This window comes from Candidatus Thermoplasmatota archaeon (assembly GCA_018814355.1).
In the GTDB taxonomy this organism is placed as follows: Archaea; Thermoplasmatota; Thermoplasmata; order UBA10834; family UBA10834; genus COMBO-56-21.
On record JAHIZT010000101.1, the window covers coordinates 1 to 3932 of the forward strand.

Genomic DNA, 3932 nt, shown 5'->3' on the forward strand with positions numbered 1-3932 from the left:
GATACGTGATGCTCTGCCAGACTACCGGCCCGGTCACGCCCCATGAGGTGTTCTCAGTGAACCGGAGGTACTCTACCCTGAAGGCGTAGCTGTGGGTCCTCGGCGTGGCGTTCGCCGGGATCGACATGCTCATGGTGAACGTCGCGAACTCGCTAGGGCTCAGCCAGGTCGAGTTCGAGGAGACGTCCTTCCTGAGCCAAGTATTGGGTGGAAGCCAAGAGAAGTACGATGAGATGTTGGTCACCATCACCTTGCTGGTGAAGTCCGGGTTGTAGAACATCGCGTTCGTGACCATGAGCATTACCGAGAAGTTCTGTCCCTGGTCGTAGGTATCGAGCGCCGGGGAGAAGTCCGAGATGATATCTATCCGGTCGTCGCTCTGCCCTGCACTGAACGGTGCCGCGGCCGATAGCAGCGATGCGAACGCAGATGCGGCTACTAGACAGGCAATGACGCTACGAACCACGCTGATCTCCCCTTCCCATACACGGCTAGTCAGTAGTCAGATGTGTAGGTACGTTATCGAAGGCCATCTACATATAGTACACTGCGGGCGCTGCGGGGGCCATCAGACGAGGACCCTCTTCTCGTCCTTCGTGACGTTCAGGACCACCTGCGTGTAGGTCCTGTCGACGTTCTCGTGGTCGAGGACCTTCTTGACGAAAGTGTTCAGCTCCCCCCTGTTCTGGAACCGGGCCATCACGATCGCATCCCATTCCCCGGTCGAGTCGAACACGGCGAAAACACCCGTCTCCTTCGCGAGATCGCGCTCGGTCTCCACTATCCTGCCGTGGATGACCTTGATGCCTATGACCACCATGATGTCGTAACCCAGCTTCGCAGCGTCGACGATGGGCATGTAGCCTTGGATTACGCTAGCCCGCTCCATCGCCCTGATCCTGTTCGAGACCGTTGTGAGAGAGACGTGCAGCTCCTTGGCGATGTCCCGGAAGCTCTTCCGCGCGTTCTCGTTCAGGCTCCTTAGGATATCAATGTCCAAATCATCCAATTTGAGTGAGCCAGCATCGTCCTGACGGGCCGTCATCGCATGCTCGAACGTCTTTTGATTTATAAATACTTTGCAGATTAGGGTACATGTGATGGTCAATATCGTTGTCAAATGTGAATGGATTGGTCAAATGAACATATTTCTTCAAATAAACTTGATATATGGTCATGGACATAAGGTACACCACGGGAGGCCAGAAGAACATGCCCGGCGACTCAACGTGTTTCGACGAAAGGATCAGAAACTGGGACGAGGAATGGGTGTCTCAACTGTTGGAGGAAGCTCTGAGGCTGAAGAACAAATTCGGCAACACGAAGCCCCCTGCTAGACACAAGTCCCCTCGGTCGTGAACTTCGGTCCTAGGTTTTCATCGGCGCACTCTGAGAATGCGCATGCTCGTCGTGCGACTCTTTGATGTTTCTGAAGTATGCGAAGAAGATGAGCGATGCGACTATGTAGAACGCAGCCGTGATGTAGAACGGCCCCACCTTCGTGTAATTGCTCGCCCAGAGGAATCCTGCTATGAAATACGACGCCGAGAAGGCCAGCTGCCATGCGAGCTGGCTGATAGCGAGGAAAGATGCGCGTATCTGCTCCGATACGATGTTCATCACATACGCGTTGAGGACCGGCGTTGGCACGAGCATCAGGAAAGACCTTACCGTGAAGAGCAGCGCGACCACGAGCAGGACCGGGGAGTACGGAATCAGCAGAAGGGGGATGCAAGACGCTAGCTGGCAGACCGTTATGAGAGCGACGCTCCCCCTGTAGCCCGCAAAGATTGGGACCACGAACCATCCAATAGCGATCACTGCGTTCGAGAGAGTGAAGATCCCCGCTACCCACGAGTCGGACGCCCCCAAGCCTTTGTTGAAGATTATCGGGAGCCACGGTATGACGAAGCCCGCTCCCGCGCCGATCAGCGCGTTCTGGAAGCAATACACGTACAGGCGTCCACGCATCCTCTTGTCGAAGTGGATCGTGAGCTTCTCCGACCTCTTCTTCGTCTCCTTGACCCTCATGACGTAGAAGAGCGGGATGACAGCGCAGACGGCAGTGATCAGGAAAACGTAGCCGAATCCCTGCGAGAGCTTGATCCCGAAGTCCTTCTCCAGAAGAGGAGGTCCGAAGATGCCCAGGAAAGTAGCGATCGTCAGGCCGATCTGGTTGACGAACCCTTGGACGCCGTAGAAGAACTTCATGTTGACAGCGGTGGTCTTCGCGGCCATCAGAGCCATCAGAGACGGCCATATGAGAGACCCACCTAGGCTGGTCAAGCTGTAGCCGAGCGTGAAGACCGCCAGATTCTTCTCCGTTACGAACAGGATGCAGCCAAGGGCCTCGGCGACAAGGCCCACGAGGAACAGTTTCTTCCTGCCGAATGCGTCCGCGAGGTAACCGCCGAAGATGTATGTGATCACCCCGACGGCCGATCCCAATCCTCCCATGAGCCCGATTTGTTGGGAGCTGAACCCGAGCGCCGCCCAGTAGTATATGAGGACATACCAGAGGACCCCTCCCGTGATGCCCGTGAAGAAAGAAGCCTTCACGAGCCATCTCTCCTCCTTGCCGGACCCTGAGTAGTACTTCGCCGTCGCGCGAGCACCGTCCTGGCTGGTGCGCGCAAACAATGCAAACGGGCCGGAGGATTTCTCTGTCAGAGGGTAAACCCCGCAGGGCCCGGAACGCGTCTGCTGGTATTAACCTCGCGCTGGAACAACGACTGTTTATGGTTATCTTTATCCAGTAGGATTATCTACCATCTCGCGATGGAGTGGACCTGGGAAGGATTAGTATCCGCGTTCGACAGGCTCGCACCTGACGGCACGCCGAAGAGGAAGCTGCTGCAGATAATCTCGATTATTCTCGTGATCGAGGGTTTGTCAGTCCTCGCCCTGTTCTCATATCAGGGCGCAGCCGTCGGCATATCCTCGCTAGCGCTGGGCATGCTCTTGCTGGTCCTCCTCAATCCTGTCAGGAAGCCCGGCCGAACAGAAGAGGCAGAAGTCAAACCCAGCGACGTCCGACAAGCGCCCCAGAAGGACCCTCCTGGCATCGTGCTGATCAAGTGGGTGTTGAGGCGCGAGATCAGCGGCTACTTCTTGATGGCCTTGGGAGCGGCCGCGATCGTGTCCGTGGTCGTCTGGAACAGCTTTCTGTCCGAGAGTCCCAGCTACGGTGACCTGGACACGCTCACGATCATGTTCGGAGGCATACTCATCATCTTCCCTCTGTTGTTCGAGAAGTTCGAGGCCGAGGCTTCCTTCTCCCTAATATTCCTCGGGCTGGTCGTGCTCTTCCTGGTCGTGCCTCAAGCAGTGATGTCCGTGTACGGTGGCACCGGCTCGTCCGTGGGCAACGCCTACGTCCACTACATGCTCGCCGCCCCTTTTGCCGGCGCGCTGGACCTCATCGGGATCGATGCGAGCTCCCAAGGCAACTTGGTCACGATGCAGTTCCACGACGGGACCGTCCAGACTCTGGCCATATCCGCGTACTGCGTGGGTCTCTACTCGTTCTCCATATTCCTAGCTGCGTTCTTCTCGTTCGTTCTTGTGTTCGAACGCCTCCCCGTCAAGGTGCTTACAATCGTGCTCTCGGTCGGCCTTGTCATCGCATACCTCGGGAACCTGTTCAGGATGGTCATAATCGGGATCGTCGGATACTACAGAGGCCTGGATGCTCTTCTGTGGGCGCACGAGAATGCCGGATGGATCATATTCCTGTCTTGGTCCGCTGTGTTCTGGTACCTCCTGCTGGGCTACACCTCCAGGCATCGTTCAACCGACTGACACATCCTGCTCTGTAGAAACCCTTTGAAATGCGACATTCTGGAAAGATAGAGACGTCGGCAAGATATGGCCCCTCCCAAGAGCCAGCCAATGATCTTTGCGGGATCACTGGCTCCTGGGATGGGATAGCC

Annotated in this window: 5 protein-coding genes; 2 read left to right on the forward strand and 3 right to left on the reverse strand. The window is 56.4% G+C overall.

Translation table 11 applies throughout. From position 1 onward, the window contains the following. A partial coding sequence (locus tag KJ653_07280) for a hypothetical protein (GenBank protein ID MBU0685627.1) occupies positions 1–466 on the reverse strand: 466 nt, incomplete at its 3' end. Positions 467–568: 102 nt separating this feature from the next. Further along, positions 569–1045: an Lrp/AsnC family transcriptional regulator gene (locus tag KJ653_07285; protein MBU0685628.1), complete on the reverse strand. Its 477-nt coding sequence runs from the start codon at positions 1043–1045 to the stop codon at positions 569–571. A 131-nt stretch (positions 1046–1176) separates the two neighbouring features. Here KJ653_07285 and KJ653_07290 point away from each other — a divergent pair, with 131 nt between their 5' ends. Next, positions 1177–1359 carry a hypothetical protein gene (locus KJ653_07290; GenBank protein MBU0685629.1) on the forward strand — a complete coding sequence of 61 codons (183 nt, stop codon included), beginning with the start codon at positions 1177–1179 and terminating at the stop codon, positions 1357–1359. Between the two features lie 9 nt (positions 1360–1368). Here KJ653_07290 and KJ653_07295 read toward each other — a convergent pair whose 3' ends face one another. Then, positions 1369–2640 carry an MFS transporter gene (locus KJ653_07295; protein MBU0685630.1) on the reverse strand — a complete coding sequence of 424 codons (1272 nt, stop codon included), beginning with the start codon at positions 2638–2640 and terminating at the stop codon, positions 1369–1371. Between the two features lie 138 nt (positions 2641–2778). On the opposite strand from KJ653_07295, the gene KJ653_07300 reads away from it, so the two are divergent. Next, the gene (locus tag KJ653_07300) at positions 2779–3801 is read left to right on the forward strand and encodes an exosortase/archaeosortase family protein (protein ID MBU0685631.1); all 1023 of its coding nucleotides are present in this window, start codon (positions 2779–2781) and stop codon (positions 3799–3801) included. Positions 3802–3932 lie beyond the last annotated feature (131 nt).

Bases quoted from the DNA above. Each gene is read 5' to 3' on its own strand.
- KJ653_07285 (MBU0685628.1), bottom strand. From the start codon at position 1,045: ATGACGGCCCGTCAGGACGATGCTGGCTCACTCAAATTGGATGATTTG.
- KJ653_07290 (MBU0685629.1), top strand. From the start codon at position 1,177: ATGGACATAAGGTACACCACGGGAGGCCAGAAGAACATGCCCGGCGAC.
- KJ653_07300 (MBU0685631.1), top strand. From the start codon at position 2,779: ATGGAGTGGACCTGGGAAGGATTAGTATCCGCGTTCGACAGGCTCGCA.